The 24,743-nt window shown below is 66.9% G+C and carries 24 protein-coding genes; 15 read left to right on the plus strand and 9 right to left on the minus strand.

All coding sequences use genetic code 11. The annotated features are described in order from the left end of the window. Nucleotides 1–2 precede the first annotated feature (2 nt). The 4 genes from EQ874_RS14835 to EQ874_RS14850 are packed head-to-tail and all read left to right on the plus strand — an operon-like array spanning nucleotide 3 to nucleotide 3,202. Complete coding sequence (locus EQ874_RS14835) at nucleotides 3–884, plus strand: TIGR03619 family F420-dependent LLM class oxidoreductase (RefSeq protein WP_006551915.1); 882 nt, start codon at nucleotides 3–5, stop codon at nucleotides 882–884. Continuing rightward, nucleotides 881–1,294, plus strand: a complete 414-nt coding sequence (locus tag EQ874_RS14840) for a nuclear transport factor 2 family protein (RefSeq protein ID WP_006551916.1) — start codon at nucleotides 881–883, stop codon at nucleotides 1,292–1,294. The genes EQ874_RS14835 and EQ874_RS14840 overlap by 4 nt, the downstream gene beginning before the upstream one ends. 9 nt (nucleotides 1,295–1,303) lie before the next feature. Further along, complete coding sequence (locus tag EQ874_RS14845) at nucleotides 1,304–1,876, plus strand: nucleotidyltransferase family protein (protein ID WP_129977221.1); 573 nt, start codon at nucleotides 1,304–1,306, stop codon at nucleotides 1,874–1,876. A 60-nt stretch (nucleotides 1,877–1,936) separates the two neighbouring features. Next, nucleotides 1,937–3,202, plus strand: a complete 1,266-nt coding sequence (locus EQ874_RS14850) for a hypothetical protein (protein WP_129977222.1) — start codon at nucleotides 1,937–1,939, stop codon at nucleotides 3,200–3,202. An 82-nt stretch (nucleotides 3,203–3,284) separates the two neighbouring features. Here the strand turns inward: EQ874_RS14850 and EQ874_RS14855 are convergent, their stop codons facing one another. Next, nucleotides 3,285–4,538 carry a cytochrome P450 gene (locus EQ874_RS14855; RefSeq protein WP_016931882.1) on the minus strand — a complete coding sequence of 418 codons (1,254 nt, stop codon included), beginning with the start codon at nucleotides 4,536–4,538 and terminating at the stop codon, nucleotides 3,285–3,287. A gap of 181 nt (nucleotides 4,539–4,719) precedes the next feature. Between EQ874_RS14855 and EQ874_RS14860 the strand changes: the two genes are divergently transcribed. The 3 genes from EQ874_RS14860 to EQ874_RS14870 all read left to right on the plus strand — a co-directional run bounded on the left by EQ874_RS14860 (nucleotide 4,720) and on the right by EQ874_RS14870 (nucleotide 7,103). Beyond that, nucleotides 4,720–5,883 (plus strand): steroid 3-ketoacyl-CoA thiolase, encoded by a 1,164-nt coding sequence (locus EQ874_RS14860; RefSeq protein WP_016931881.1) that lies wholly within the window; start codon nucleotides 4,720–4,722, stop codon nucleotides 5,881–5,883. Between the two features lies 1 nt (nucleotide 5,884). After that, nucleotides 5,885–6,358 carry a nitroreductase family deazaflavin-dependent oxidoreductase gene (locus EQ874_RS14865; protein ID WP_129977223.1) on the plus strand — a complete coding sequence of 158 codons (474 nt, stop codon included), beginning with the start codon at nucleotides 5,885–5,887 and terminating at the stop codon, nucleotides 6,356–6,358. A gap of 85 nt (nucleotides 6,359–6,443) precedes the next feature. Beyond that, on the plus strand, nucleotides 6,444–7,103 hold the full coding sequence (locus EQ874_RS14870) for a GNAT family N-acetyltransferase (protein ID WP_016931879.1): 660 nt from the start codon (nucleotides 6,444–6,446) through the stop codon (nucleotides 7,101–7,103). A gap of 63 nt (nucleotides 7,104–7,166) precedes the next feature. On the opposite strand, the gene EQ874_RS14875 is transcribed toward EQ874_RS14870, so the two are convergent. Beyond that, nucleotides 7,167–8,081 (minus strand): SDR family oxidoreductase, encoded by a 915-nt coding sequence (locus tag EQ874_RS14875; protein ID WP_026002790.1) that lies wholly within the window; start codon nucleotides 8,079–8,081, stop codon nucleotides 7,167–7,169. Further along, nucleotides 8,078–8,854 (minus strand): SDR family oxidoreductase, encoded by a 777-nt coding sequence (locus tag EQ874_RS14880; protein WP_129977224.1) that lies wholly within the window; start codon nucleotides 8,852–8,854, stop codon nucleotides 8,078–8,080. Before EQ874_RS14880 ends, EQ874_RS14875 begins: the two co-directional genes overlap by 4 nt. A gap of 194 nt (nucleotides 8,855–9,048) precedes the next feature. Here EQ874_RS14880 and EQ874_RS14885 point away from each other — a divergent pair, with 194 nt between their 5' ends. Genes EQ874_RS14885 through EQ874_RS14910 form a run of 6 tightly spaced genes read left to right on the plus strand, consistent with a single transcriptional unit; the run spans nucleotide 9,049 to nucleotide 14,027 of the window. Further along, nucleotides 9,049–9,603, plus strand: a complete 555-nt coding sequence (locus EQ874_RS14885; RefSeq protein WP_060653721.1) for a MaoC family dehydratase N-terminal domain-containing protein — start codon at nucleotides 9,049–9,051, stop codon at nucleotides 9,601–9,603. Further along, nucleotides 9,600–10,007: a Zn-ribbon domain-containing OB-fold protein gene (locus EQ874_RS14890; protein ID WP_016931875.1), complete on the plus strand. Its 408-nt coding sequence runs from the start codon at nucleotides 9,600–9,602 to the stop codon at nucleotides 10,005–10,007. Before EQ874_RS14885 ends, EQ874_RS14890 begins: the two co-directional genes overlap by 4 nt. Beyond that, nucleotides 10,004–10,414 (plus strand): MaoC/PaaZ C-terminal domain-containing protein, encoded by a 411-nt coding sequence (locus tag EQ874_RS14895; RefSeq protein WP_129977225.1) that lies wholly within the window; start codon nucleotides 10,004–10,006, stop codon nucleotides 10,412–10,414. Before EQ874_RS14890 ends, EQ874_RS14895 begins: the two co-directional genes overlap by 4 nt. Beyond that, nucleotides 10,411–11,595 (plus strand): lipid-transfer protein, encoded by a 1,185-nt coding sequence (locus tag EQ874_RS14900; RefSeq protein WP_129977226.1) that lies wholly within the window; start codon nucleotides 10,411–10,413, stop codon nucleotides 11,593–11,595. The genes EQ874_RS14895 and EQ874_RS14900 overlap by 4 nt, the downstream gene beginning before the upstream one ends. A gap of 40 nt (nucleotides 11,596–11,635) precedes the next feature. After that, nucleotides 11,636–12,895 carry an acyl-CoA dehydrogenase family protein gene (locus EQ874_RS14905; protein ID WP_064063462.1) on the plus strand — a complete coding sequence of 420 codons (1,260 nt, stop codon included), beginning with the start codon at nucleotides 11,636–11,638 and terminating at the stop codon, nucleotides 12,893–12,895. 1 nt (nucleotide 12,896) lies between these two features. Then, on the plus strand, nucleotides 12,897–14,027 hold the full coding sequence (locus EQ874_RS14910; RefSeq protein WP_016931871.1) for an acyl-CoA dehydrogenase family protein: 1,131 nt from the start codon (nucleotides 12,897–12,899) through the stop codon (nucleotides 14,025–14,027). Between the two features lie 78 nt (nucleotides 14,028–14,105). Here the strand turns inward: EQ874_RS14910 and EQ874_RS14915 are convergent, their stop codons facing one another. Beyond that, the gene (locus EQ874_RS14915) at nucleotides 14,106–14,711 is read right to left on the minus strand and encodes a TetR family transcriptional regulator (RefSeq protein ID WP_226950059.1); all 606 of its coding nucleotides are present in this window, start codon (nucleotides 14,709–14,711) and stop codon (nucleotides 14,106–14,108) included. 244 nt (nucleotides 14,712–14,955) lie between these two features. Here EQ874_RS14915 and EQ874_RS14920 point away from each other — a divergent pair, with 244 nt between their 5' ends. After that, nucleotides 14,956–15,474: a flavin reductase family protein gene (locus tag EQ874_RS14920; RefSeq protein ID WP_129977227.1), complete on the plus strand. Its 519-nt coding sequence runs from the start codon at nucleotides 14,956–14,958 to the stop codon at nucleotides 15,472–15,474. Between the two features lie 53 nt (nucleotides 15,475–15,527). On the opposite strand, the gene EQ874_RS14925 is transcribed toward EQ874_RS14920, so the two are convergent. Continuing rightward, nucleotides 15,528–16,976, minus strand: a complete 1,449-nt coding sequence (locus EQ874_RS14925; RefSeq protein ID WP_016931868.1) for an MFS transporter — start codon at nucleotides 16,974–16,976, stop codon at nucleotides 15,528–15,530. 131 nt (nucleotides 16,977–17,107) lie between these two features. Here EQ874_RS14925 and EQ874_RS14930 point away from each other — a divergent pair, with 131 nt between their 5' ends. Further along, the gene (locus tag EQ874_RS14930; protein WP_129977228.1) at nucleotides 17,108–17,605 is read left to right on the plus strand and encodes a MarR family winged helix-turn-helix transcriptional regulator; all 498 of its coding nucleotides are present in this window, start codon (nucleotides 17,108–17,110) and stop codon (nucleotides 17,603–17,605) included. 122 nt (nucleotides 17,606–17,727) lie between these two features. On the opposite strand, the gene EQ874_RS14935 is transcribed toward EQ874_RS14930, so the two are convergent. From EQ874_RS14935 to EQ874_RS14950, 4 genes are all read right to left on the minus strand, one after another. Next, nucleotides 17,728–19,623 (minus strand): ATP-binding protein, encoded by a 1,896-nt coding sequence (locus EQ874_RS14935; RefSeq protein ID WP_242496770.1) that lies wholly within the window; start codon nucleotides 19,621–19,623, stop codon nucleotides 17,728–17,730. A gap of 559 nt (nucleotides 19,624–20,182) precedes the next feature. Further along, nucleotides 20,183–21,649 (minus strand): FAD-dependent oxidoreductase, encoded by a 1,467-nt coding sequence (locus EQ874_RS14940; protein ID WP_129977230.1) that lies wholly within the window; start codon nucleotides 21,647–21,649, stop codon nucleotides 20,183–20,185. 166 nt (nucleotides 21,650–21,815) lie between these two features. After that, nucleotides 21,816–22,988 carry a 3-hydroxy-9,10-secoandrosta-1,3,5(10)-triene-9,17-dione monooxygenase oxygenase subunit gene (hsaA, locus tag EQ874_RS14945; RefSeq protein ID WP_129977231.1) on the minus strand — a complete coding sequence of 391 codons (1,173 nt, stop codon included), beginning with the start codon at nucleotides 22,986–22,988 and terminating at the stop codon, nucleotides 21,816–21,818. A 142-nt stretch (nucleotides 22,989–23,130) separates the two neighbouring features. Next, nucleotides 23,131–24,588: an MmgE/PrpD family protein gene (locus tag EQ874_RS14950; protein ID WP_165369253.1), complete on the minus strand. Its 1,458-nt coding sequence runs from the start codon at nucleotides 24,586–24,588 to the stop codon at nucleotides 23,131–23,133. Between the last annotated feature and the right edge of the window lie 155 nt (nucleotides 24,589–24,743).

The raw sequence follows: 24,743 nt of genomic DNA on the forward strand, positions 1-24,743 counted from the left end.
TCATGGTCTCGTTCACCGTCGGGGTCGCGATGACCCCACTCGACCAGCTCACCGGCATCGCGCAGACCGCCGAGGAGTGCGGATACACCTCGATCGCACTGCCCGACTCCCTGTTCTACATGGAGAAGCAGACGGTCGACTATCCGTACACCCCCGACGGTTCGCGGATGTGGACGCCCGACACCCCCTGGGTGGATCCGCTCATCGCCGCGGCGTCGATGGCGGCGAGCACGTCGACGATCCGGTTCTACACCCAGGTGCTCAAGCTCGGCTCCCGCAATCCGGTGCTGCTGGCGCGGCAGGTCGGATCCGTTGCGAACCTCACCGGGAACCGGTTCGGACTGGGTGTCGGAATCGGCTGGGCGCCGGAAGAATTCGAGTGGTGCGGTGTGCCCTACGCGAAGCGCGGCAAGCGCGTCGACGAGATGATCGACGTCCTGAAGCTGATCCTCGACGGCGGCATGGTCGAACATCACGGCGAGTTCTACGACTTCGACCGGCTGCAGATGAGTCCCGCGCCCACCGCACCGGTACCGCTCTACGTCGGTGGGCACACCGAGGTGGCACTGCGTCGTGCGGCCCGGGTCGGTGACGGCTGGACGTCGGCGATGATCGGGTTCGACGATCTGGTCGGGGTCATCACCCGACTGCGCGAATTGCGGGCCGAGTACGGCCGCAGCAACCTGCCGTTCGAGATCCAGACGGTGTGTGTCGACAGGTTCGGTGGTTCCGGTTACGCCGAACTGGCCGACGCCGGGGTCACCGACATCATCGTGGTGCCGTGGATCTTCGACGGCCACGGTTTCGACTCCCCGCTCGAGGCCAAACAGGAATCGCTGCGGAAGTTCGCCGACAAGTACATTCCCGGAAGGGATGCCGCATGAGCGAGGAACACCCGGCGCGTATCGCAGCGAAGGCGTCGCAGGCGGCGGCGAGCGGGAAACGCAAGGACGAGTGGCTCGCGCTGTTCGCGGAGAACGCGTGCGTCGAGGATCCGGTGGGTCCGTCCGGCTTCGATCCGGAGGGCAAGGGGCATCACGGTGCCGAGGCGATCGCGAAGTTCTACGACATGACCATCGCGAACACCGACAAGCTCGAATTCCTCGTCGACGACGTGCTGGTCTGCGGCGACGAATGCGTCAACATCGGCACCATCCGTACGACGATGGCAGGCAATCTGATCGATGCGGAGGGCGTGTTCGTCTACCGCGTGGACGACGACGGGAGGATCGTCTCGTTGCGTGCGTTCTGGGAAGTGGACCGCGCGATGAAAACCGTGCGCCCCGTCTCGTAGAGTCGGGCCATGGGCACAGCCGGGATCGTTCTTGCGGCAGGGGACGGCTCGCGGCTGGGCGGACGCGCGAAAGCGCTGCTCCCCCACCGCGGCCGTCCCCTGCTGCATACCGTCGTCGAGGCACTGCTCGAAGGTGGTTGTGACGACGTGATCGTGGTCGTGGGCGCATTCGGCGACGATGTGGCCGCCGCGTGCCCTACCGGAGCAATAGCGGTCTACAACCCCGACTGGGCCGTCGGCATGTCGACATCCCTGCGCCGCGGGGTCGACGCGGCACGAGCCCACCACAGGGTTGCGCTCACCGTCGTCGATTTTCCCGGCATCACAGCCGAATTGGTCCGCCATCTCCTGGATGCGCACCACACGGGGACGGTGACGCTCCCCGTCTTCGGAGATCACCCCGGTCATCCGGTGGTCTTCGACATCGCCGACGCGCTGGGCGCCGCCGCCGACGCCACCGGCGACGAGGGCGCGCGGTCCTTCCTCGCCCGCAATCGTGAACGCGTGCGGCGTCTCGACTGCACCGGGCTCGCCGACCCCGGAGACGTCGACACCTCCGAGGATCTTCGCCGCCTGACCTGATCGCATCGTCGCCCGGCGTGTCGGCGCCGCGTCCCGGTGACCGCTCGGAGAAGGTAGGGGGTGCCCTCCTGGATTCTCTACGCACTCGCAGCCGTCGGCAGTTTCACCGCCGGAACCGTCCTCGCCGCGCCGAGCGTCGACACCTATCCACTCGATACCGGGTTCGGTTTCGGTGCCGTGGAGACTTCGGGTATCACCGCGTCTGCCACGGGAGCGCTCGTCGCCGCGTCGATCGCGCTGTGGTTACGCCACCGGGTGGGCGCGCTCGGCGCCGTCGTGGCCGGAGCCGCACTCGTGGCGGTCGTCGCCCTGCCGGGTGCGTGGCGGTTCGACATGTACGTCTCGGCGGTCGGTGCAGGCCTGGTGCTCGGTGCCCTCGTCGTCTGCTGCGCCCGAACTGCGGGCACCCGGCTCCCCGCGGTGATGACCGGTGGCGTCGTTGCCGCGCTGCTCACCGCAGAACCCATCGCGGAATACCGGGAGTTCGCGGCGTCCTCGTCCGGAAGCGCCGTGTACCGGGAGGTGTCGGCGCAGCCCGCCAACACGGTGTGGACGGTTCTCTCGGTGACTGTCATCGCGGTGGCAACAGCGGTTCTCGTGATGCGTGCCGGTGCTCCCGATTCGGTCGACGAACGACGATGGGATGTACGGGAAACGGTGGTCGGTATCGGCCTACCGCTCGTCGCCGTCGTGCTGTATCGGTCTCTTCACAGTGCCGTGTGGTCTCCGGATGCGAGTCCCGGTGGGAACGGGCGATGGCTGTGGGGCATCGTCGCTGTCCCACTCGTGATCGGTGCTGCCCTGTGGCTGCGCGAGAGAAGCGGAGCGGTCCTGCTCGCCGCCTTCGCGGTGGCCGTCGCCGCGGGTACCGCTCCCTCGTGGATTCCCGGCGGATGGTTTCTGCCGGCCGTGATGGTCGTGCTCGCCGCCGTCGGCGCGTGGCTGGGCCGTCGCGCGCCGAAGCCGATGGCCGGAGTGGGCGTGCTCGCGTTCGTCACGATCACGGCGATCTTCACTCGTGCGCCCTGGGACAACGTCCACCTCCTGGCGACCTTCTTCGTTCTTCCGGTGGCAGCCGCGTACACGATCAGCGCGGCACTACCGTCGACGAGCGCGGTCACCGCCGCGTCCTTCTCGCTGCCCGCCGTGATGGCGTTGCCTCTGCTCACCCGATTCGGATGGACCGCCTACACGCCTCTCACCGATTCTCCGTCCGGGTGGACGCCGGACTCGTGGACGGTTCTCACGACCGGTGTATCGGTAGCCGGTGTGCTCGCGGCGGGGGCCGCGATGTGGTGGATCGGCCGCAGGTCCGAGGTCCTGTAGACGACACGGGATGTGCGAGGTCCCCGGGCGCGCAGGGGCGGCCGGGGACCTCGATGTTCGGTTCGGTCGGTGTTCGGTTCGGTCAGTGCTGGACCGGGCACCCACCTGAGGTCTTGTAGTCGACCTGGAATTCCTTGATGCCGTTGAGCCAGCCCGACCGCAGACGGTGCGGGTCGCCGATCTTCGTGATGTCCGGGATGTGGTCGGCGATCGCGTTGAAGATCAGGTCGATCTCCATACGTGCGAGGTTCGCGCCCAGGCAGTAGTGCGCGCCCGTTCCACCGAATGCCAGGTGCGGGTTGGGATCACGAAGGATGTCGAACTCGCGGGGGTTGTCGAACACTTCTTCGTCGTTGTTGGCCGACGCGTACAGCATGACGACGCGATCGCCCTTCTTGATCGTCTGCCCGCCGAGTTCGGTGTCCTCGAGGGCGGTGCGCTGGAACGACGTGACCGGGGTGGCCCAGCGGATGATCTCGTCGGCGGCGGTCTTCGGCCGGTCGCGCTTGAAGATCTCCCACTGCTCCGGATTGTCGAGGAACGCCGCCATGCCGTGGGTGATCGCGTTGCGGGTGGTCTCGTTGCCGGCCACCGCGAGCACGATGAAGAAGAAGCCGAACTCCTCGGGAGCGAGTTCGTCGCCGTCGATGTCGGCCTCGATGAGGGTGGTGACGATGTCGTCGGCCGGGTTCTCCTTGCGGGCCGCGGCCATCTGGTAGGCGTACCCGAGGACTTCCATGGACGCTGCCGCCGGATCGGCGGTGTTGTCCGGATCGTCGTAGCCCGTCATCTGGTTGGACCACTCGAAGAGCTTGGCGCGATCCTCCTGAGGCACACCGATGAGGTCGGCGATGGCCTGCAGCGGCAGCTCGGCCGCGACCTGAGTGACGAAGTCGCCACGACCGGCCTGGCACGCCTCTCCCACGATGGCTCTCGCGCGACGATCGAGCTCGTCACGCAGGCCGTTGATCGCACGGGGGGTGAAACCGCGGGCGACGAGTTTGCGCAGCTTGGTGTGCTCGGGTGCGTCCTTGTTGAGCAGGACGTGGCGCTGCAATTCGATGGCTTCGCGCGGAATGTCGTCGTTGAACCGCGGAATCGCTGTGTTCTCCCAGTTGGAGAACACGTCGCTCCGGCGGGAGACCTCACGGACCTCCTCGTGCCGGGAGACAACCCAGAATCCGTCGTCGTGGAACCCACCGACGTCGGGAGACTTCTTGTTCCACCACACCGGCGCGGTCTTCCGCAGTTCCGCGAACTCTGCGAAAGGCATACGGTCTGCGTACAGATCGGGATCGGTGAAGTCGATGTCTTCGGGGATGTTCGGCTGCGCCACTGATATCTCTCCTGCCCTGGCGGGTACCGCTCGCGTGATATGTAACACGTTCTAAAACCATTCAAACACAGACGCGCCTTCCGACCAAGGGATCTGCACGTCCACTGGGAAAAGCCGGTCCTGTTGCCAGCCGGAAAAACGTGTTCTATTTTGCGAAGAGCGTAGGAGAAAGGAGCCCGCCGTGGGCACACCAGTCATCGTCGAGGCCGCACGGACCCCGATCGGCAAGCGGGGCGGATGGCTCGCGGGCCTGCACGCCGCCGAGATCCTGGGCGCCGTCCAGGCCGGGCTCGTCGAACGCGCCGGCATCGACGCCGAGCTCGTCGAACAGGTCATCGGTGGCTGCGTCACCCAGGCGGGCGCCCAGTCCAACAACATCACCCGCACCGCGTGGCTCAACGCGGGGCTTCCCTGGCAGGCCGGTGCCACCACCATCGACGCCCAGTGCGGATCGGCCCAGCAGGCCAACCACCTGATCGCCGGGCTCATCGCCACCGGCGCCATCGACGTGGGCATCGCGTGCGGCATCGAGGCAATGACCCAGGTCCCCCTCGGTGCCAACGTCGGTGATCAGGCCGGCCCCCGTCGCCCCGAGTCCTGGAACATCGACATGCCCAACCAGTTCGAGGCCGCCGAACGTATCGCGCGGCGCCGCGGCATCACCCGCGAGGACGTCGACGCGCTCGGAGTGCGGTCGCAGCAACTCGCCCAGCAGGCCTGGGACGAGGGCCGGTTCGACCGCGAGGTCCTGCCGGTCGTGGCCCCTGTCGTCGACAAGGAGGGCAACCGCACCGGCGAGAAGGCGACCGTCACCCGCGACCAGGGTCTGCGCGAGACGTCGACCGAGTCGCTGGCCAAGCTGAAGCCGGTGCTCGAGGGCGGCATCCACACGGCCGGCACCTCGTCGCAGATCTCCGACGGCGCGGCGGCCGTCCTGCTCATGGACTCCGACCGGGCGAAGGCGCTCGGGCTGAAGCCGCGCGCGCGGATCGTCGCGCAGGCTCTCGTCGGCGCCGAACCCGAGTTCCACCTCGACGGCCCCGTGCAGGCCACGGCGAAGGTTCTCGAGAAGGCAGGCATGAGCATCGGCGATCTCGACCTGTTCGAGGTCAACGAGGCGTTCGCGTCGGTGCTGCTGTCCTGGGCCCAGGTGCACGGACCCGACATGGACAAGGTCAACGTCAACGGCGGCGCCATCGCGCTCGGCCACCCGGTCGGCTCCACCGGTTCCCGGCTCATCACCACCGCACTGCACGAACTCGAGCGACGCGACGCGTCGACCGCACTGATCTCGATGTGCGCCGGTGGCGCTCTCGCGACGGGCACCATCATCGAACGGATCTGAGGTGGGTACCGGGGAGGCCCCGAAAGGACTGGGATCCGGGGCCACGACGTCGATCATCAAGTGGGGATCGCGCGTGAACGTCGCCGTGTACCGGGCCACGGGTGGTCGCATCGGCGGCAGGTGGCGGGTCGGCGGTGCATTCCCCCGGGGCGTCCCCGTATGTCTGGTGACCACGATCGGACGGAAGAGCGGCCGGCCGCGCACCGCTCCTCTGCTGTTCCTCGAAGACGGCGACAAGGTGATCCTGGTCGCCTCCCAGGGAGGACTTCCCAAGCATCCCTTGTGGTTCCGCAACATCCAGGCGAACCCCGAGGTCACCGTGCAGATCAGGTCACGGATCCGGACGATGCGCGCTCGCGTGGCGAGCGATGCGGAGCGCGCGGCGTACTGGCCGCGCCTCACCGCGATGTATCCGGATTTCGACAAGTACCAGTCGTGGACCGACCGCGTCATTCCCGTCGTCGTGTGCGAGTGAGCCGGATCACGCGGTCGCCGCGAGCGGAACGTGCGGGAATACTGAATCCCGTACGCCCAGTTCTTCGACGAAGGGATGTCGCACGATGGCAACCACCGATCACGACAAGGTGCTCGACCGGCGCGAGATCGCAGCCGCGCTGCTCCGGGCGCTCGAACGACGCCACGAGGTGCTCGACGTGATCGTCGAGAGCAAGGATCGGGGCGACGCGGTCGCGAAGCTCGCATCACTGCTCGACACCGGCGAGTTCTGCGCGGAGGCCGTGCTCAATCTTCCGTTCCGCCGCCTGACGCAGGCGGAGCGGAAGAAGATCCGTGAGGAACTCGACGATCTCGATGCGGTACTGCAATGGACGACGGCGGCGCGTCCGTACGCGACCGGCGCGCATTTCCGGCTGCGTCCCATCTCCCACAGTGCGGCCGATACCGCATTGTTCACGGCGCGCTGCGCCGACCAGCTGGGTGACGACAGCGACGAGCGGGTCGAGTCCGAGCGACAGCGCGGCGCCGAGTTGATGGACGACGAGTCCGCGATGTGGCTTGTGGCCGAGGATCTTTCGGGCGACGAGCCGAAATCCGTCGGGTTCGCGTTCGGCGAGCTGACCGGAAACGAGGTCGACGTACGGATCTGGGTGCATCCGGAGTTCCGCAAGCAGGGCTACGGCACCGCCACGCTCAAGCAGGCGCGATCCGAACTCGCCGCCTACTTCCCCGGCTCCACCCTCATCGTCCGCACACCGGCGTAGGCGGCTGCGCCACTCGTGCGCGTTTCCGGTAGCACGTGCTACCGGAAACGCGCACGGGGACCGTCAGGCCCCGTAGACCGGCGTCGGCGGCTGCGACGATGCGATCAGCTTCTCGACGACGGGTCCGAGTTCCTTCGGATCCCAACGATCGCCCTTGTCGATCGCCTCACCGTGGCGCCAGCCGTCGGCCAGCGACACCTTGCCCCCTTCGGCCTCGAACACCCGGCCCGTCACGTCCTTCGATTCGGCGCTGCCGAGCCACACGACGAGCGGCGAGACGTTCTCGGGTGCCATCGCGTCGAAACCCTCCTCGGGCGCGGCCATCATCTCGGCCATCGCACCACCGGCGCCGACGGTCATCCGGGTACGCGCCGACGGAGCGATCGCGTTGACGGTCACCCCGTAACGGCCGAATTCGGCCGCGGCCTGAACCGTGAGCGTCGCGATGCCCGCCTTGGCTGCGGCGTAGTTGCCCTGACCGATGCTGCCCATCAGACCGGCGCCCGAACTGGTGTTGATGATGCGGGCGTCGACGGGATTGCCGGCCTTGGATTCGGCACGCCAGTAGGTCATCGCGTGACGCATCGGTGCGAAGTGGCCCTTGAGGTGCACGCGGATGACCGCGTCCCATTCTTCTTCGCTCATGTTGGCGAGCATGCGGTCGCGCAGGAAGCCGGCATTGTTGACGAGCACGTCGAGGCGGCCGAAATTGTCCAGGGCCGTCTTCACGAGGTTCTCGGCGCCCGCCCAGTCGGCGACGTCGTCGCCGTTGACGACGGCCTCGCCACCGGCCGCGCGGATCTCCTCGACGACCAGTTCACCGGGGCTCTCCCCCGTGGCCGATCCGTCGCCCCCGACACCGATGTCGTTGACCACGACCTTCGCGCCCTCTGCCGCGAAGGCGAGGGCGTGGGCGCGACCCAGGCCACGTCCGGCGCCGGTCACAATGACGACGCGCCCGTCCATCAGTCCACTCACTTCGTCTCCTTCGTTCGGGCCGCTGCCAGGTAGGCAGGGCTTTCGCCGCCGCCGTGGACGGTCAGTGTGGATCCGCTGACGTAGGCCGACAGCGGGGAAGCCAGGAATGCGGCGCAGTGGCCGACGTCCTCGGGCTGAGCCAACCGTCCCAGCGGGACGGTCGCGCCGACCGCCGCGATGCCTTCGTCGTCTCCGTAGAACAGGTGCGACTGCTCGGTTTCGACCATGCCCACGACCACCGAGTTCACCCGCACCTTGGGGGCCCATTCGACGGCGAGCGACTGCCCGAGGCTGTCGACGCCCGCCTTGGCGGCGCCGTAGGCCGCGGTGCCGGGCGACGGCCGCGACCCGCTCACGCTCGAGATGTTGACGATCGATCCGCCCGTGTCCTGCTTCTGCATCACCGCGTTGGCGGCCTGCGCGACCAGCAGCGGAGACAGCAGGTTCAGCTCCACGATCTTGGCGTGGAACTTCGGACTCGCGTCGGCCGCCAGCGCATAGGGCGAGCCGCCGGCATTGTTCACCACTGCGTCGAGCCGGCCGTGGCGGTCGATGATGCTGTCGATCAAGGCTTTCACCTGATCGGCGTCCCGGACGTCGCACGGCAGGAATTCCGCGGTCCGCCCGTCCGTTTCGACGGGGTGTTCGGGTTCGTTGCGTGCACATGTCACGACGGTCGCTCCGGCGCGGAGGAACACCTTGGTGATACCTGCGCCGACTCCCCGTATGCCTCCGGTGACGAGCACGACTGCGCCGTCGAGTCCCAGATCCATTCACTGCCTCCACGTCGTTCACCCCGCAGGATGCGCGGGTTCCACGCCCACAACTTACCAAGCAATCGCTTGGTTCGGTACCGGCTTCCGGTGTCCGCCGTCACGCTCCTGCTCAGTGGGAATCGGGGGATCCCGCTTGTCTGCCCGCCTTAGCGTGACGACGAACGCGCGTGCCGAAGAGGAGTGAGTGGGCCATGCAGACCGTCGAGCAGGACTACGAGAAATACGTCGGGCAGGTGGCCGAACCGCCCCGTGTGGCCCGATACGTCGTCAACGACGCCATGATCCGGAACTGGGTCGAGGCCCACGACGACTTCAATCCGATCTACGTCGACGCCGAGGCCGCCCGTGAGACCGGGCGCGAGTCGATCGTCTGCCCGCCCGCGATGATCTCGACCTGGATCATGGCCGGCTACCGTCGCTGGCGCGAGGTCCAGCGCAAGCGCACCGAGGGCGTCGTGGAGGACTTCGCGTACTCCCGGATGCTCGCCGACCTGGACCGCGAGGGTTTCACCTCGGTCGTCGCGACGAACGTCGAGCAGGACTACCACCGCGAAATCGTCCCGGGCGACCACATCACCGCCCACTACACGATCGAATCCGTATCCGGAGTCAAGCGAACGGGTCTCGGCGACGGGCGATTCTTCACCCTGTACAAGCGCTACGAGGATCAGAACGGCGAACTCGTCGCCGAGGAACGATTCCGGATGCTCCGGTTCAACCCGAACACCGACAAGGAGACGCGATGACCGCCGTCCCCCGGCTCACCATCACCCAGGACAACCAGTTCTGGTTCGACGCCGTCCGTGAGGGCCGACTCGAGATCCAGCAGTGCAACGAGTGCGACACTCTGCGCCACCCGCCGGGCCCGGCCTGCCCCGCCTGCCGTTCGTTCGAATGGAAGACGGTCGAATCCTCGCGTCGCGGAACGCTCCACAGCTGGACCGTCATCCACCACCCCCAGGATCCGGCCTTCGAGTACCCGCTCGCCGTCGGACTGATCGACCTCGAGGAAGGCATCCGCATCGTCGCCGACATCGCCGGTGTCGACCACGACACGCTCGAGATCGGCATGGAACTCGAGGTGGGATTCTCCGAGCACGCGCACGGTGAGATCCTGCCCCAGCTGCGCAAGCCCGGAGGACAAGCATGAACCTCGTCGAATGCACTGTCGGACAGGAACTTCCCGAACTCGTCCTGCCGATCGATCGCACGACCATCGTGGCCACCGCGATCGCATCACAGGATTTCGAGGACGTGCACCACGATCCGGATGCCGCACTCGGACGCGGTACCCCGGACGTGTTCATGAGCATCAACGCCACCAACGGATTCGTCGACCGGTACGTCACCGACTGGACCGGACCGTCGGCGCGCGTACGCCGCGCGTCGCTGCGTCTGGGCGTGCCCTGTTTCCCCGGCGACCCCATGCACATGAACGGTGAGGTGACCGCCGTCGAGGGCGCGACCGTCACCCTGAAGGTGCAGGGCCGCAACAGCAGAGGCGTCCACGTCACCGCCGAGGTCGTGGTGGAGCCCTACGAGAGGAAGACACGATGACCGTCAAGGGCTTCTCCGGAGCCGCTGCTATCGCCGGCATCGGAGCCACGGAGTTCTCCAAGAATTCCGGCCGCAGTGAATGGCAACTCGCGTGCGAGTCGGTCCTCGCCGCTCTCGAGGACGCACAGATCGGTGTCGAAGAGGTCGACGGCTTCGCGCTGTTCACCATGGAGACCAACCCGGAGATCGCCGTCGCCCGCGCGCTCGGCATCCCCGAACTCAAGTTCTTCAGCCGCATCCCGCACGGCGGTGGCGGCGCCTGCGCACCCGTGCAGCAGGCTGCACTCGCCGTTTCCAGTGGTGTGGCCGATGTCGTGGTCGTCTATCGCGCGTTCAACGAGCGCTCGGGCCACCGTTTCGGTGCCGGTCCGCCGCCGTTCGCGTACAACTCGAACACCGACCAGGAATACCGGAACTGGATCAACCCGTACGGTCTGCTCACTCCCGCTCAGCAGGAAGCCTTCCTGGCACGCACCTACATGCACAAGTACGGGGCGACCAGTGCGGACTTCGGGCAGATCTCGGTGCTCTCACGCAAGCACGCGGCGAACAACCCCAAGGCCTGGTTCTACGAGCGGCCCATCACCCTCGACGATCACCAGAACTCCCGGATGCTCGCCGACCCGTTGCGTCTGCTGGACTGCTGCCAGGAGAGCGACGGCGGCCAGGCACTGGTCATCGTGAGCGCCGAACGCGCCCGAGATCTTCCGCATCCTCCGGCGATCATCAACGCCGCGGCGCAGGGCGTCGGTCCTCAGCAGATCTCGATGAGCAGCTACTACCGCGAGGACATCGACGCGATGCCCGAGGTCGAACTCGTCGCCCGGCAGATGTGGGCACAGGCCGGCTTCGGTCCCGAAGGTATCGACGCCGCGATCCTGTACGACGCCTTCACCCCGATGGTGCTGCTCCAACTCGAGGAGTACGGCTTCTGCGGCCGCGGCGAGGCCAAGGACTTCATCGCCGAAGGCAACCTCGAGGTCGACGGCCGCCTGCCGATCAACACCCATGGCGGGCAGCTCGGCGAAGGCTACATCCACGGCGTGAACGGCATCGCCGAGGGTGTCCGGCTCATCCGCGGCACCTCCGTGAACCAGCCCACCAAGACTCTCGACAACGTGCTGGTCACGGGCGGATCGCCGGTGCCGCACAGCGCGCTCGTCCTCTCGGCCGACCGTTAAGCCCGTAACCCCGGGCCCCGAACACTTCTCAGGAGACCATATGCATCCCGAGCTGTCCGACAAGTCACGGCGGCTGCGCACCGAACTGCGAGAGTACTTCGCCCGCATCATCGACGATGAGGATCGGCGTGCCCTGGTCGACCAGACCGAGGGCGGGCCGGTCTTCGACAAGATCTATCGGCAGATGGGCGCCGACGGCTGGCTCGGCCTGGGATGGCCGGAAGAGTACGGCGGACGCGGCGAGGACCCCGAAGCGCTCTACGTCTTCTACGACGAGACGATCCGCGCCGGCGCACCGGTATCGCTGGTGACGCTCAACACCGTCGCCCCCGCACTGATGAAGTACGGCACCCAGGAACAGAAGGATTTCTTCCTCCCCAAGATCCTGACCGGTGAACTGAAGTTCGCGATCGGCTACACCGAGCCCGGCGCCGGCACCGACCTCGCCGCACTCCAGACGCGGGCGCGCGTCGAGGGCGACGAACTCGTCATCGACGGCAACAAGCTGTACACGAGTTCCGCGATCTTCGCCGACTGGGTCTGGCTGGCCGTGCGTACCGATCCGGACGCTCCCCGCCACAAGGGCATTTCGGTCGTGCTCGTGCCGACCTCCTCGCCGGGCTTCTCGGCCACCGAGATCCAGACCGTCGGTGGTATCAGCACGGCGGTGACCTACTACGAGAACATCCGCGTCCCGCTGAGCAATGTGGTCGGTGAGCTGAATCAAGGCTGGACCCTGATCACCAGTCAGCTCAACCACGAGCGTGTGGCACTCGCCGCCCGCGGCGGCATCGCCAACGAGATGTACGACGAGGTCCTCGCGTGGGCCAAGCAGGAGCCTTTCGGTCCCGGTGTGCTGTTCGACGTGCCGTGGGTCCGCTCGACCCTCGCCGAGGTCTACGCACTGCTGTCGGCGACCGATCTCGTCAACCTGCGCCTGGTGTCCGACATCGCCGCCAACACCCTCAGCGGTGGTGATTCCGCTGCCGCGAAGGTCTTCGGCACCGAAGGTGTCGTCGCGGCCTACGGCATGTTGCAGGAAGTGCTCGGAGCCCGCGGACTGCTGCGCCCCGGCAGCCCCGGTGCGGTGATCGAGGGCCGGGTCGAAGCTCTGGGCCGACGCGCCCAGAACAACACCTTCGGCGGCGGCAGCAACGAGGTGATGCGCGAGATCGTGGCCGCGAAGAACCTCGGAATGACCCTGGGCGCGCGCAGGCGTCCCGATGCAGCGGCCACCCGCTCGCAATCCGACAGGACGGCCCAGGCGGACGTGAAGACGCCGGCCGAGACGAGGAGCTGACATGGAATTCGAGCTCGATGACGACCTGATCGCGGTCGAGGACCTGGCATCGCAGGTCTTCGGTTCCCTGGCCAAGGTCGAGCGTGTGGTCGAGGTGGAGCGCAAGGAGGGCGGCTTCGACGCTCCCCTGTGGCAGGCACTCGCCGACTCCGGGCTTCTGGGACTGGCTCTTCCCGAATCCTCGGGTGGCGCCGGCATGGGCATGCTCGGACTGACGACGATCCTGCAGCAGCAGGGCCGGCGCGTCGCCCCCGTCCCCGTGTGGTCCACCGTGGCGGGCGCGGCTCTTCCGCTCGCGCAGTTCGGCACGGAAACGCAGGTGGGGCGTTACCTTCCGGGACTCGTCGACGGTTCCGTCGTACTGACCGGCGCCTTCGACGACACTCCCGGGGCGAGCCCCACCGTGACCGCGATCCGCAAGGGTGACGACCTCGTCATCAGCGGACAGATCCCGTCGGTTCCGTGGGCACCCATCATCGCCGGCGTCGTCGTACCCGTTCGGTGCGACGACGATTCGGTCGCCGTGGTGATCGCACCGGTGGATGCGCCCGGCGTCGAGGCCGTCCCGGCGGCCGTGACCGGCCGCGGCGCCGAGGCAGCCGTGCAGTTCACGGACGTACACATCGGAGCCGAGGATGTCCTGCCCGGCGACGGTGCGGAGATCGCGGCCTGGACGCGGCGCCGCATCCGCATCGCTCTGGCTGCCGTTCAGCTGGGGGTATGCGAGGAAACGCTTCGGGCCACGGCGGTGTACACCTCGGAGCGCGTGCAGTTCGGCCGGCCGTTGTCGACGAATCAGGCCGTTGCGTTGCGCGCGGCCGATGCCTACCTCGACACCGAAGCGATCCGGCTCACCATGCGCCGGGCCGCATGGCTGCTCGACGTCGGGCGCGAGGACGAAGCCGAGTCCGCGGCGCTCGTCGCCAAGTGGTGGGCATCGCGCGGTGGTGTGCGAGTCGGCCTGACCGGCCAGCACCTGCACGGCGGTATCGGCGCCGACATCGACTACCCCATCCACCGCTACTTCCTGTGGGGACGGCAGTTGGCGTTCACCTTCGGCGGAGCGGAAGCTACCGCAGCGGCCCTCGGGGACGCCCTCGACACCGCACCCCCGATCGGGGCGGCCGGGTAACCGGCCGGTCGTGATCACGCGAGTCCCGTTCCCCGCACGACGGTGGAACGGGACTCGTGTCGTTTCCGGAGCCCTTCCCTAATCCCCCAGATGGGCGAGCAGCAGCTCGCAACTGCTTCGCACATCCGCCTCGGTCTCCGCGAGAGTCGCTCCGCCGTTGAGATATGTCACCAGCAGCCCGGACCACAACATCGACAACAGTCGCAGCGTGTTGCGATCCTCGTCGGTGGGGTCGTCGAGTCCCGCCTTGTCGAACAGGATCCGGAGGAACGTCCGCCGCACTTCCACGGAGTCGGGCACCACGTTCGCCGGCGCGGTGCTGTTGGACAACAGCATCGCGGACGCCAGGCGAGGCCGGTCGACGAACCGCCGGGTCATCTCGATCAGCACCTCGGTGATCGCATCCCGGGCGTTCATCCCCGGTTTCCGCGCGGGAAGCCGATCCGCGCCGAGTTCGAGGCGATCGAGGAGCAACGCCACGAACAGATGCGTCTTCGATGGGAAATACCTGTACAGCGTGCCGATCGCCACCCCGGCGTTCCGTGCGATCTCCGTCATCTGGACGCGAGCGAGTTCGTGCTCGGAGCCCAGCCGTGCCGCGGCCTCCAGGATCCGCACCTGCCGTCGCCGCTGCTCGGCGGAGGTCGGCTCCGCCCCGTCGCGCGCCTTGCCGATTCTGGGCACCGGTTCCCCTCTCCACGATCACGGCCCGTCGTTTCCGCACCGCATCACCGGCCAGATTGTCGCATTGCGGATCTTTCGCGGTCCCGAACGGTGGGATGGAAGGGCCCAGACGTCCCGTGCACACGGCGCGGCGACCGGATGTCCACTCAGCGAGAAGCCGTTCCGGGGTGTCGCGCGTCACCCATACGCTCGATTCGTAGGACGTCGCCGGAGGCCGCGACCAGAGCGAATCGGAGTGAGGCACATGCAGACCGGAATTCAGACCCAGGACGCGACGTTCGAACTCGGCGTTCCCGGCCCGGACGAGATGCGACGTGCCATGGGACGTTTCGCCAGCGGAGTCACCGTCGTGACCGGTCTCGACGAGGACGGCCCCACCGGTTTCGCGTGCCAGTCGTTCGCGTCGGTCTCGCTCGAGCCGCCCCTCGTGCTGTTCTGCGCCGACCACCGTGGGCGTGCATGGCCGCGGTTGCGCCGTACCGGCTGGTTCACCGTCAACGTCCTCGGCGAGAACCAGACCGATCTGTGCGCTCGCTTCGGGTCCGGCCGCGGCCTCAAGTTCGACGGTCTCGACTGGGGTCTGTCCCGCTGGGGCACTCCGTCGCTGCCCGGCGTTCTCATGCGGGTGCACGCCTCGGTCGAGGATGTGCACGTGGCAGGTGACCACGATGTCGTCATCGGACGTGTCGCCGAACTGGAGTGCGTCGGCGACCAGAGTCCGATGGTGTTCTACCGCGGGGCGTTCGGGCTCGACGCGCGGTAACTCCGCCGATACTTCCTCCGTCCGCCGCTACCGGCGGGCGGAGGAAGTCGTCGTCACACCCTCACGGAGGGCGTCGCGTCGGCGTCGACCTTCGCGAGACGGGCCCGGCGCGACTGCGGAACGGCGACGGTGAGGACGGCCGCGAGAAGCGCGACGCCTGCGCCCGTCAGCAGGACGACCCGGAAGCCGGACTCCGTGGGAATGGTATGACCGGCGAACGGCACGCTCATCTGCGCGAGGACGACACCGATGACGGCGGAAGCGGAGGACGTGCCGACCGACCGCATGAGACTGTTCACGCTGTTGGCGGATGCCGTCTCCGTGGCAGGGACCTCCCCCATGATCAGGGCGGGCATCGCACCGTATGCGAACCCGACTCCCGTGCTGCAGATCGCGGCGACGACCGCCAGGCCCAGGACCGATCCCATCAACAGCAGCCCCGCCGTGTACCCCAGAGCGATGATCAGGCAGCCCACCAGCAGCGTGGTCTTCGGACCGCGGTGAGCCGAGAGCTTTCCTCCGATGGGAGAGACCGCCATCATCATCAGACCACCCGGTGCCATGCACAGACCCATCATGATCATGGACTGGCCCAGTCCGTGACCGGTCTCTTCCGGCAGCTGCAGGATCTGCGGGAGAATCAGCGACTGGGCGTACATCGCGAAACCCACCACGATCGAAGCACTGTTGGTGAGCAGCACGGGCCGGCGGGCGGTGACGCGCAGATCCACCAACGGATCGCGGACCCGCAGCTCCCACCATCCCCACACCACGAGCAGCAGGACGGCAGCGGCGAGGAAACCGATCGTGAGGGTGCTCGACCAGCCCCAGTCGGCGCCCTTGGAGATCGCCAGCAACAGACAGACGAGGGCCGCACTCAGACCGACCGCTCCCACCGCGTCGAAGCGTCCGCCGGACTGCAGGACGGGAACATCGCGGAGAACCCACCACAACGCACCCAGCGCCACCGCACCGAGCACCGCCACGCCCCAGAACAGGAACCGCCAATGCACGTACTGTGCAACGGCGGCAGATGCAGGCAGTCCGAGAGCGCCGCCGACGCCCATGGACGCACTCATCAGTGCCACGGCCGAATGCAGACGGTCGTACGGCAGTACGTCCCGAAGGAGGCTGATTCCCAACGGGATCAGACCTACGCCGATTCCCTGCAGACCGCGACCGATCACCATCGGCACGAGTGTGGACGAGAGCGCACACACGATCGAACCGGCGATCACCGGCACGAGGCAGACGAGCATCATGCGGCGTTTGCCGTACATGTCGCCCAGTCGTCCGGTGACCGGAGTCGCCACGGCACCGGCGAGCAAGGTCACGGTGATCACCCATGACGCGTTCGCGGCAGAGGTGTTCACCATGGTCGGCAAGTCCACGATCAAGGGCACGACCAGGGTCTGCATGAGCGCCGCGATGATGCCGGTGAAGGCGAGGACACCGACGAGAGCCCCGGAACGGACCGGGGTATTTTCGGATATGTCTGTCATAGAACTCCTGAAAGGAAAGAAATATGCATGATGCATATTCGACGCATCATGCATTCGATGTGTACAGTACATACTGATGACGCCGCAACGTGGCGACCTACTCGGGTGACGTTCTTCACGAAAGACTTTCGATGACCAAGCCGACCCACTTGATCGAGTTCGAAGCGATGCTGCTCGGCCGGCACCTGGCGAACATCAACAGCCGCAAACGCGGCAGGCATTCGCTCGACCGCAGCGCCTATACGGTTCTCAGCCGCATCAGCATGCAGGGCCCGATGTCGATCGGCCAACTCAGCGACGCACTCGATCTGGACAGTTCGACACTCAACCGGCAGACCTCGGCGATGACCGCCGCCGGGCTGGTCGAACGTATCCCCGACCCGGACGGCGGGATGGCCCGCAAATTCCGGATCACCTCCTCGGGCGAGGAAAAGCTCGCCGCCGAGCGCGCCCACGGAGTCGCCGCGCTCGAGCGCGTGCTGACCGACTGGTCCGAGGACGAGGTCGCCACCTTCGCACGGTGGCTCGAACGCTTCAACAACGACATCGAACGCTTGACAGGGCATCCGTGGCCGCGGCCCACCGGGTCCGCAGTGCATCTTCCCGACGGGTCCGTCGGGGGGATGTGAGCCGGGGGTACCGCGCGAGCACGGTTCGGTGGCCGGCCGAGACCACCGGCAGACCGGAACACCTGCGGTACGAGTGATGCCACCGCCGTCGAGACGCCGGTGGCATCACTTCCGGTCACACGTCAACCACGATGCTTTCCGTGGGCGATACCTCCGGCGGGCGTCGTCGACGGCACCAAGGACGGAAGTTCCTCGGTCCTGAGCCGGCGGGGGCGTTCCGTCATCACGGTGGGCTGGACCGTGTGCACCTCGCTGAGGAGGGTGGCCGGGAAGTAGACCGACGCCGTGACACCGGCGTTCGTCTCGGTGTCGAAGGTCGGCCTCAGACGCACGCTCATGCCGTTGCGGGCCGCCAGGCGCCCGATCACGAACAATCCCAGTTGACGCGGGGCGTCGACATCGGCATTCTCACCCGCCGCGAGACGGATATTGATCTCCTCCATGGCATCTCGGGGAATACCGATTCCGCGATCGGCGATATCGAGAAGCAGGCCACCCTCCACGGCGGAGGAGAACTCGAACCTGACGGGAGTGGTGGGCGGGGAAGCCCGCAGCGCGTTGTCGACGAGTTCGGCCACCAGATGCACCACGTCGTTCACCGCCTTACCGACGAGATATCCGTGCGGGGTGTTCCCGATCTGCACCCGCTGGTAGTTCTCCACCTGGGACACCGCACCGCGGAGCACGTCGCCGAGCGGTGCGGGCCCGCTGCGAGTACGCGGGCGCGTGCCTGCGAGAACCAACAGGGATTCGCCGGTACGCCGCATGCGCGTCGCCAGATGATCGAGAGCGAACATGCTCTGCAACCGGGCGGGATCCTTCTCCTCGTATTCGAGAGATTCGATCAGCGAGAGTTGCTGTTCGACGAGGGTCTTGTTGCGGCGTGCCAGCGTCTCGAGCATCACGTTCACCTGTTTCCTCAGGTGGGCCTGCTCGCCGGCGAGACGCAGCGCCTGCGTGTTCATCGAATCCACCGCTCGGGAGAGTTCGCCGATCTCCTCGTCCGTATCGGTGCCGACGGGAGCGAGACGGACGGTGTCGATGTCGGCCCCGTCCTTGACCGCCGCGATGGCGGCGGGAAGCTCGGTGTTCGCCGCTGCGAGAGTGTTGTCTCGCAGACGTCCCAGGGGCACCGACAGGGAACGGATGACTGCTATCGCGAGGAGCAGGGCGAGTACGAGTGCTGCCGTGACGAGGAGCGCGTCGCGGGTGGCCGCGGTACGTGTCTCGTCCGCCAGTTCTTCGAGCGTCCCGATGATGCGCGCGCTGGCGCTGTCGATCCCCTCCGCATAAGGCTGGGACGCCGAAATCATGGCGTTGCGGAGGTCTTCCCCGAATTGCCTGCTCGGCGTGAAGTTCTCGATCAGCCTACGGCGCGCTTCGATATCGCCGAGCATCCCGTCGATCTGCCCGGTATCGAGCCCCGATCCTCGAAGGAGTCGCAGCGTCGACTCTTCGATGTTCATGGCGTTGGTCGCCAGGAGCCGGGCGGCCTCGGGGTTGGTGGACAGCAGCCGGAAGGACTCCATCTGGTCGAGGAGGTTGAGCTGCGCGTCCCACATCAGGAGCAGGTTCGTGGCGTCGACGAGAGCGTCGTGGTTCTCGAACAGGTCGAACAGGTCCCGGAAGAGATTCTTGCACCGCACCAGGAAGTCGGTGGTCCGGCGACCGAGCTCGTCGACGCCGAGGGAGGAGTTCATGACCGCGGCGTAGAGCTGGTCGCCGTCGGCGAGCAGCGCATCGAGTTCTACGGCGACATCGGAGTTGAGATCGGCTCCTGCGGCGAGTTCCCTGAGAGTGGCCATGGACTGCGTCACATCGTCCGAGGTTGCGTTCTTGGGGGTGAATCCGAGGCTCGTGGCGGTAGCGACGCTGATCAGAGCGGTGGAGAAGTCGAGCAGTGCCGGGGCGACAACGGTCTGTTCGGACAATGCGGCCGACCGCTGCGCTTCGTCGAGCTGAGTCGTGACGCGTACGGCACCGAGAGCGACAGCGACGACGAGGGGAATCGACAGCACGGCCGCGAGTCTGTATTTGAGACGCCAGCGGCCGATCTGCAGGGCACGTATTCGGCTCGGATCCACTTCTCGGATCTCCCTTTCACGATGAAGAGAACGTGCTTTTCGGACATAAGTTACATCTTTCCGAAATGTTCTACACCAAATCCTCGTTCGGGTACATATTTCGTCCCGGGCACGGAGACGAATTCCGTGCCGGTCGGCCTCGCCCGAGGGCCGGCCCCCGACAACCGTGCCCAGTCCTGCGTTCGTTCATCGATGCCCCCCCTGTTCGCGGCGTCGAACATACACAATGCGTGCAGAGGACGGTGAGGAGGTCCGCCCTTTCCGTGTACGGCGACAACGCTCCTCGCGTGTTCGAATACCCGATCAGGCCGCGCACCCGGCACCGAGGTCCGGTCGCCGGCCGCCGGCGCGAATTGCAGAGCCGGCGCACGGCAGGGGTCGCGAACCCGGCATCGCCCCGCGGCACGCTCGCACGACACGAGATGCGGAGCCCTCCCGGACCCGGATCCGGAATGCCCCGCTCATCGCGTCCGAGGGGACATTCCGGTGCCACTCACTTCGCCGCCGCACGCATTCCCGCGCGCCGGCCGAAGAAGCTACCGTCACCGAGGGAGATGCCGCTGCAGTAGCCCCACGCCGAGAGGCCGGATGTACAACGGCCCGCCGCATACAGACCGGGAATCGGATCTCCGTCCACATGAAGAACTTCCGAGTCCACCGAGGTCTGCAGTCCCCCCAGGGTGAAACCTCCGGTCATGCCGCGCAGATCGATCGCGGCGATCGGCGATCGGAGGGGCCGCACCCACTCCGCCTTCTTTCCGAGGACCGGATCCGCCCCCGATTCGGCGTGCCGATTGTAGAGCTCCACCGTCGAGACGAGAGTTCCTGCGGGAAGACCCATTTCGGACTCGAGTTCCGACACCGTCCCACACACCCAGGTCGGCTGGTGACGGAGTTGCGGACTCGACGTCGGTGTGGCCATTCCTTCCTCGTAGGCCTGTTCGTCGATGACCAGGAACGCCTGATTGTCGTTCTGGTACATGGTGAGCTGGCCGATCCGCCCGGGATAGGTGTCCTCGGTGACGTAGCGCTGCCCCCGGCCGTTGACCAGGATGCCTCGCGCGATCAGTTGCGGGTCGCAGAAGAACGCGACCTCACAGGCATCCATATGCGCCAGTCGCGCTCCGAGTGCCTGAGCCATCGCGATTCCACGACCGTCGTGCTCCTCCACGGTCGCGGCAGGCCGCTTGTACAACCGCGGGGCGTGCGCCTGCATCATCTCGTCGTTGTAGGCGAACGACCCGGTGGCGAGTACGACACCGCCGCGCGCACGTACCGTGAGCGGAGCGCCGAACCTCGTGGCGACGATCCCTACGACGCGTCCGGTCTCGTCGACGACGAGACGCTGGACCCGGACATCGGATTCGACACGCACGCCGAGATCGGCGGCCTTCGCGATCAGGGTCGTCATGAGCACGTGACCGGCAGCCTGATCACCGTTGCGCGGCATCGGCACCTGAGCGAGATGCCCACGAGGAGCGGGGTCGACGAGTGCGGTGAACGGCGCGGCGTTCTCACCACCGCTGTACATGAGCGAGTCGTCCACGGGGCACTCCCACCCGGGCTGCGACCAGAAGCTCTCCTTGTAGGGCACGCCGCACGCTTCGAGCCACTCGAAGTGGTCGACGCTGCCCTCGCAGTAGACGTCGAGTTTGTCCTCGTCCACACCCGGGCCGAGGGCCGCGGCGAGAAAGGTCTTCATCTGCTCGGGGGTGTCGTCGAATCCGCACGCCTTCTGCAGTCGCGTGCCACCGCCGAGGTAGACGATACCGCCCGACAGCGCCGCCGCTCCCCCACCGCCACCGGTACGTTCGAGCACCAGTACGTCGGCGCCACTCTCGGCCGCACCGATCGCCGCGGAGACACCGGCGATACCGAAACCGGCGACCACGACGTCGGCTTCGAGATCCCAGCGTTCGATCTCGCCGGCGGGGACAGGGCGAACCGGAGAAGTGCTCATGGAAGGTCCTTCCGAAAACGGAGAGCGGCACACGATCCCGCAGAGGGTGGAGTGATCCCCTCGGACCGTAGAGGCCGTTCCCCCTCGGCGGTGAAGAATTCCCGGTGGCCGGGAGAACGGGCAGAAACACTCGCGGCGTCCCCACCGCGAGCGCGGAGATCAGATATCAGATGAGGTTGTCCTCGACCGGCAACCCGAATGCGTCCCGTCCGTACAAGGCATAGGCCCGCTCGGGTTCGTTCGCGACGTGGACGCTTCCGGCATGTGCGTCGCGCCAGGCACGTTCGATGACACCGCCGAGGAACAACGACGTCCCCCCGGCCGTCTTGAACAACAGGTCGATCGCCTCGACCGCTCGCTCGGTGGCCCGCACCTGATCCCGCCGGGTACGCAAGCGCAGTTGCAGCGGGATCTCCGCGCCCGCCCGCGCCAGCGTCCACAGCTCACGCATATTACGGTCGAGCTGGAGCGTCGCCGCGTCGATATCCGATGCTGCCCGTCCCACGGCGACCTGCGCGAACGGATCGTCCACGAAACGTCCCCCACCCAGACTCAGCCGCACCCGCTCGCGCATCGCCGACAGATACTCGTCGTAACATCCGGCGACCACTCCCACGATGGGCACGGCGACGGTGGTGGTGAACATGGCGGCGAACGGAAGCCGATAGAGCGGACCGGTGTTGACCTTCTGGCCCGGCCCTCGCAGCTGCGAGGTCTCGTAGTTGCTCTTCACCCGGTAGCCGGGGACGAACACGTCGTCGACGACGATCTCGTTGCTGCTCGTCCCTCGCAGTCCCACGACGTTCCACACGTCGCGAATCACGTAGTCGCACTTCGGAACGAGAACGGTGACGACATCGACGGGCTGCCCTTCCGACCCGACGATCACCGCACCGAGCAGCGCCCACGACGCGAACCCGCAGCCGGAGGAGAACATCCACGTTCCGGACAGGCGGTAACCACCACCGTCGACGGGGACGAGTCTTCCGACCGGGGCGTACGCCGAGGAGATGAGCACGGAATCGTCCTCACCCCACACGTCGCGTTGCGCCCGGTCGTCGAACAGAGCGAGATGCCAGGGATGGACACCGACGATGGAGGCGATCCATCCCGTCGAGCCGCAGACCTCCGAAATCGTCCGCACCACTTCGTAGAACCGCGCGGGTTCGGTCTCCGATCCGCCGTACCGGCGGGGCTGCAACATGCGGAACACCCCGGCCGAGACGAGATCGCGGATGGTCTCGTCGGGAATGCGGCCGAACTGGTCGACACGTGCGGCCCGATCGGCGATCCCCGGGGTCGATTCCCGGACCGCGTCCAGAACGTCGTCGGCGGTCATCGGACTCCTCGTGTCGTGTGTGCGCTTCCCCCGCAGCATATCCGGGTTCCACGCGCCGCCCCTTGTGCACCCGCGTGCGGCTACGGCAGCGACCGGCCGTGTCGGAGTTCCGGGTGGATACTTCCGCCGCCGCGTCCCGAGGTCACTCGACGCGCAGGAGCGGTGCGAGTTCGGTCGCCACGTTCTGCACGGAGCCGAGATCGCGAACCGTCCGGGCGAGCCGCTCGAGTCGTTCCACGGAGACGAGATCACCGCAGAAGTCCACCGCTTTGCTCATCACGCTGTCCCAGTCCGCACGGGTCTCCGGGGTCCAGGGGTCTCCCCGAGTGAACTCCGTGTCCACCGCGTACTCCCGGCCGCGGGCGCGCACCGTCATCGAGGCACGGGTTCGGCGGGGGCGGCCGATCGTCGAATCGGCCACGGCATCTCCCCAGTCGCGGTCGAGTTCGGGATCGGGTGCCGTCACGATTCTGGACGCGATGTCCCACACCTTCGGATCCTGGGTGTGGATCGGATCGAACCACGCGGGTCCGGGTGTGATCTGCAGGACGGCCAGTGCGAGCAGATAGGGGATGTTGAAGGCTCCGTGGATCGCGGCACGATGGTCGGGTTCGATACTCGTTGCCGGCGTGTGGAACACCCGCTGGCTGTAGGCGCCGGGGTTGAGCCGAACCTCGATGTGTTCGATATCGTCCGGCCCCCAGCCGTGTTCACGGACGAGCGCGCGCAACGCATCGATGGGGGCACCCGTGTAGCGGCAGGCCGGGTAGTACTTCACGGCACTGTCGAGTATCCACCAGTGGTCTCCGATGTCCTCGGTGATCGCCTCGCGCCGCACCGAACGGAATCCCTGGGCCTCGAAGAATCCCGGTTCGAGGTCGAGTAGGTCCGGTTCCCCCAGATAGCCGGCCTCGGCAAGAATCAATGCCGTCATTCCTGCCTGCACCACATGCATGTTCGGGCAGTACTTGTAGGTGGCCAGTTCCGTGCGTTCGGTGTTGTGGGTGTTCCGGGCCGTCGGGGCTGTCGCCGCAGCGAGCGCGAGCGCGTGGATCATCCGGTCGCGGGACACACCCGACACCAGGCCGGCGGAGACGACCGTGCCGAGAGTGCCGTATCCGCTCCCGAAGAGTTCCGACCACTTCATCTTTCCGTCGACGACCTCCATGAACGAGCATGCGAGGTTGAGCCGCGCGGTCATGTCGTAGCCGACAGCGACGGCACGGAGCAGGTTGTCGCCGGACGCACCGACGCGTTCGGCCTCGGCGAGGGCCGAGGAGACCACGATCGTCGCGAAGTGCGCCGAGTTGAAGAGCGTGTCGTCCGCGTCGAGCGCGTAGGTGATCTCGGAGTTGAACGCAGCGGCGACGGCGGCAGGCGCTTTGGTCGAACGGCCGAACACCGTGGCTTCCTCGGGCCCACCGAGGCGATCGATCACCTTGTGTGCCATGCGAGTACGTTCCATGTGTGCTGCGGCGAGGCCGCACACGAGGGTGTCGAAGACGATGAGTCCGGTGTAGTCGGCGACTTCCGGCGGCAGCGCGCGGGCATTGCGCGCGGCGGCGAAGTCGGCGATTCGTTCGGTCAGCAGTGACGTCACAGGAGCACCTCGGGCATGCGTAGGGACGGCCCGCGTCGAGATGCGTGAGGATCCGGCACGAGCTGTAATCCACATCACTCTCGCCGAAGACTGTGATGCACCGCCTTCCGGTCCCGCTCACCGGGAGCCGCCCTCCCCGGTGCACCGGGGCGATC

This window comes from Rhodococcus sp. Q1, from assembly GCF_004153645.1.
Classification (GTDB): Bacteria; Actinomycetota; Actinomycetes; order Mycobacteriales; family Mycobacteriaceae; genus Rhodococcus; species Rhodococcus gordoniae.

What these genes read in the sequence shown, in the direction of transcription:
- EQ874_RS14905 (WP_064063462.1), top strand. Translation starts at nt 11,636, where the DNA reads ATGCATCCCGAGCTGTCCGACAAGTCACGGCGGCTGCGCACCGAACTG.
- hsaA (WP_129977231.1), bottom strand. Translation starts at nt 22,988, where the DNA reads ATGACCGCCGACGACGTTCTGGACGCGGTCCGGGAATCGACCCCGGGG.
- EQ874_RS14900 (WP_129977226.1), top strand. Translation starts at nt 10,411, where the DNA reads ATGACCGTCAAGGGCTTCTCCGGAGCCGCTGCTATCGCCGGCATCGGA.
- EQ874_RS14845 (WP_129977221.1), top strand. Translation starts at nt 1,304, where the DNA reads ATGGGCACAGCCGGGATCGTTCTTGCGGCAGGGGACGGCTCGCGGCTG.
- EQ874_RS14895 (WP_129977225.1), top strand. Translation starts at nt 10,004, where the DNA reads ATGAACCTCGTCGAATGCACTGTCGGACAGGAACTTCCCGAACTCGTC.
- EQ874_RS14925 (WP_016931868.1), bottom strand. Translation starts at nt 16,976, where the DNA reads ATGACAGACATATCCGAAAATACCCCGGTCCGTTCCGGGGCTCTCGTC.
- EQ874_RS14930 (WP_129977228.1), top strand. Translation starts at nt 17,108, where the DNA reads ATGACCAAGCCGACCCACTTGATCGAGTTCGAAGCGATGCTGCTCGGC.
- EQ874_RS14920 (WP_129977227.1), top strand. Translation starts at nt 14,956, where the DNA reads ATGCAGACCGGAATTCAGACCCAGGACGCGACGTTCGAACTCGGCGTT.
- EQ874_RS14940 (WP_129977230.1), bottom strand. Translation starts at nt 21,649, where the DNA reads ATGAGCACTTCTCCGGTTCGCCCTGTCCCCGCCGGCGAGATCGAACGC.
- EQ874_RS14885 (WP_060653721.1), top strand. Translation starts at nt 9,049, where the DNA reads ATGCAGACCGTCGAGCAGGACTACGAGAAATACGTCGGGCAGGTGGCC.
- EQ874_RS14870 (WP_016931879.1), top strand. Translation starts at nt 6,444, where the DNA reads ATGGCAACCACCGATCACGACAAGGTGCTCGACCGGCGCGAGATCGCA.
- EQ874_RS14835 (WP_006551915.1), top strand. Translation starts at nt 3, where the DNA reads ATGGTCTCGTTCACCGTCGGGGTCGCGATGACCCCACTCGACCAGCTC.
- EQ874_RS14910 (WP_016931871.1), top strand. Translation starts at nt 12,897, where the DNA reads ATGGAATTCGAGCTCGATGACGACCTGATCGCGGTCGAGGACCTGGCA.
- EQ874_RS14890 (WP_016931875.1), top strand. Translation starts at nt 9,600, where the DNA reads ATGACCGCCGTCCCCCGGCTCACCATCACCCAGGACAACCAGTTCTGG.
- EQ874_RS14880 (WP_129977224.1), bottom strand. Translation starts at nt 8,854, where the DNA reads ATGGATCTGGGACTCGACGGCGCAGTCGTGCTCGTCACCGGAGGCATA.
- EQ874_RS14840 (WP_006551916.1), top strand. Translation starts at nt 881, where the DNA reads ATGAGCGAGGAACACCCGGCGCGTATCGCAGCGAAGGCGTCGCAGGCG.